Raw genomic sequence first — 3,390 nt, 5'->3', positions numbered from 1 at the left:
TGTCGCGGCGGCAGATTCTCCGCCGCGACAGCCGAGACCGCCGCCACCGCCGTCCCCTGAGCCCCTAAAACCGCCGCCACGACAAGTGATCCCGTCGTGAAGCGTCTTCCACGTCTGCGCATGGCCACGTGTCCCCTCCCCTGTGAGGCCCCGCCGATCTTGACGGGACCAGGAGACTAACAACGGCCGCTGACACCGACCGAGCGGTTTTCAGCGGCCGTCGTTCGGGCATCCCAGACCTGCACCGACGCCCCGCAGCCCCGCAGGCTACGCGGGCAGCACCGGCAGCAGTTGCGGCAGATGGCCGTCCGAGGCCGCCGCCGTGCGTACGCGCTCCTCCGGGACCTCGCCGTACAGCGTCGTACGCGGCTTCGCCGGACGGCCGGCCGCCTCGGCGATCGCCACCAGGTCCTTGACCGAGCGGTACGAGCCGTAACTGGAGCCCGCCATCCGGGAGATGGTCTCCTCCATCAGCGTGCCGCCCAGGTCGTTGGCGCCGGAGCGGAGCATCTCCGCCGCGCCTTCCGTGCCCAGCTTCACCCAGCTCGTCTGGATATTGGTGATGTGCGGGTGGAGCAAAAGCCGGGCCATCGCCATCACCGCGCGGTTGTCGCGGTCCGTCGGTCCCGGACGGGCGATACCGGCCAGATAGACAGGTGCGTTGGTGTGGATGAAGGGAAGGGTGACGAACTCGGTGAAGCCGCCGGTCTCCTGCTGGATCCCGGCCAGCGTACGGAAGTGGCCGAGCCAGTGGCGTGGCTGGTCCACATGGCCGTACATCATCGTGGAGCTGGAGCGGATGCCCAGTTCATGGGCCGTCTTGACGACCTCGATCCAGGTCGCCGTCGGGAGCTTGCCCTTGGTGAGGATCCAGCGGACCTCGTCGTCCAGGATCTCCGCCGCCGTGCCGGGAATCGAGTCGAGTCCGGCCTCCTTGGCGGCCGTCAGCCATTCGCGGATCGACAGACCGGTGCGCGAGGCGCCGTTGACGACCTCCATCGGCGAGAAGGCGTGGATGTGCATGCCCGGGACGCGCTTCTTCACCGCGCGGGCGATGTCGAAGTACGCCGTGCCCGGCAGATCCGGATGGATACCGCCCTGCATGCAGACCTCGACCGCGCCCACCTCCCACGCCTGCTCGGCGCGGTCCGCGACCTGATCGAGGGAGAGCGTGTACGCGTCGGCGTCCGTACGGCGCTGCGCGAAGGCGCAGAAACGGCAGCCCGTGTAGCAGACATTGGTGAAGTTGATATTGCGCGTGACGATGTACGTGACATCGTCGCCGACTACATCGCGCCGCAGCTCGTCGGCGATCCGCGTCAGCGCGTCCAGCGCGGGACCGTCCGCGTGGAGCAGGGCGAGCGCCTCGTCGTCGGTGAGTTTCGTCGGGTCGTCGGCGGCCTGCGCGAGAGCCGTCCGTACGTCGGTGTCGATACGGGAGGGCACCATGCCGGGCGCCGCCGCCTCGCGCAGCGCCTCCCAGTCGCCGTACACCTCGTCGAAGTCGTCACGGCGGTCGGCCGTGCGGCCCTCGGTGTCGATGGTGCGGTGCAGATCGGTCCGGCCGCTCGCCGTGAAGCCCTCGTCCGGCTCCTGCCAGGGCAGCCCGGCCGGGTTCACCTCGCGCGCGAGACCGGTCTCCGGGTCCGCGAGCGCCCGTACATGCGGCAGCAGCCGTGGATCGAGCCAGGGCTCGCCGCGCTGGATGAACTCCGGGTAGATCGTGAGGCGTTCGCGCAGCTCGAAGCCGGACTCGGCGGTCTTCGCGGCCAGTTCGTCGATGTGCGGCCAGGGACGCTCGGGGTTGACATGGTCCGGAGTCAGCGGCGAGACACCGCCCCAGTCGTCGATGCCCGCGCCGATCAGCAGGGCGTACTCGGCGTCCACCAGATTGGGCGGCGCCTGGATACGCGCGGACGGACCGAGGATGTGCCGGGCCACGGCGATGGCCGCCGCCAGCTCCTCCAGCTCCGCGTCGGGCATCCCGCGCATCGCCGTGTCGGGCTTGGCACGGAAGTTCTGGACGATGACTTCCTGGATGCCGTGGTACGCCCGCTGGACGCGCCGGAGTTCGAAGAGGGAGTCGGCGCGCTCCTCGTACGACTCACCGATCCCGATCAGCACGCCGCTGGTGAACGGGACGTTGGAGCGGCCCGCGTCCTCCAGCACCCGCAGCCGTACGGCGGGCTCCTTGTCCGGCGAACCGTGGTGCGGTCCGCCGGGCTCGGACCAGAGCCGGGTCGCGGTGGTCTCCAGCATCATGCCCATGCTCGGCGCGACGGGCTTGAGCCGCTGGAAGTCGGTCCAGGACAGAACGCCGGGATTGAGATGCGGCAGCAGGCCGGTCTCCTCCAGGACGCGGATCGCCATGGCCCGGACATAGGCCAGGGTGTCGTCGTAGCCTTCGGCCTCCAGCCACTCGCGGGCCTCGGGCCACCGGTCCTCGGGCTTGTCGCCGAGGGTGAACAGGGCTTCCTTGCAGCCCAGTTCGGCTCCTCGGCGGGCGATCTCCAGGACCTCGTCGGGCGACAGGAACATGCCGTGGCCCGCCCGGCGCAGCTTGCCGGGCACGGTCACGAAGGTGCAGTAGTGGCACTTGTCGCGGCACAGCCGGGTCAGCGGGATGAAGACCTTGCGGGAGTACGTGATGATCCCGGGCCGCCCGGCCGCGGCGAGGCCCGCGTCCCGTACGCGCGCGGCGGAGGCGGCGAGATCGGTGAGGTCGTCACCACGGGCCTGAAGCAGCACGGCCGCCTCACCGACATCGAGAGCGACGCCGTCCCGCGCCCGCTTCAGCGCGCGGCGCATGGAGCCGGCGGTGGGGCGGGTGAGGGCTTGGGTGGCTTCGGCGGGGCGTTCGGCGACCTCGGCGGGCGGCTCGACGGGTCGTTCGGCCGACCGTTCAACGGGTTGCCCGGCCGGCTGTTCGACGGACCGTCCGGTCGGCCGTTCAGCGGATCGTCCGGTCCCGGGTTCCTGCGGCACGCGCGTCGTCATCCTTTGAGGATACGTTCGAGCCCCCACCTCACGAGGGCACGGTCCAGACCGGAGACACAGCTCACGAGCCGCGCCCGGGGCTCGCGTCGCGCAGAGATGCCCGGGTCGGACCCGAACAGATTGACTGCATTACGCATGCATTGATGCCATATTGCAGCCATGACCGCTCTCACCATCCGGGACGTTCCGGAAAGCGCCCTCGCCATACTGAAGGCCCGTGCCGCCCAAGCCGGAAAGTCCCTCCAGGCCTACACATTGGAACTCCTCGTCGGCGCGGCCACCACAGCGGCGCGGCACGGTGCGAGATCGAAGTCGTCGAGACCTCGGTCTGATCCCGGTCCCGGCGCATCGGTACGGCGGTTCACCGCGTGCCGCACGGCACTCGGGACCCCG

2 protein-coding genes are annotated in these 3,390 nt (G+C 70.0%); one reads left to right on the top strand and one right to left on the bottom strand.

The window, feature by feature from the left end:
- Nucleotides 1-267: 267 nt before the first annotated feature.
- Complete coding sequence (locus tag GA0115259_RS20575) at nucleotides 268-2,997, bottom strand: bifunctional FO biosynthesis protein CofGH (RefSeq protein ID WP_256098061.1); 2,730 nt, start codon at nucleotides 2,995-2,997, stop codon at nucleotides 268-270.
- Between the two features lie 159 nt (nucleotides 2,998-3,156).
- On the opposite strand from GA0115259_RS20575, the gene GA0115259_RS41195 reads away from it, so the two are divergent.
- On the top strand, nucleotides 3,157-3,390 hold a 234-nt coding region (locus GA0115259_RS41195; RefSeq protein WP_218104226.1), incomplete at its 3' end, for a FitA-like ribbon-helix-helix domain-containing protein.

It is taken from the genome of Streptomyces sp. MnatMP-M17, from assembly GCF_900091995.1.
GTDB lineage: Bacteria > Actinomycetota > Actinomycetes > Streptomycetales > Streptomycetaceae > Streptomyces.
This window is presented reverse-complemented; position numbering and strand designations above follow the sequence as displayed.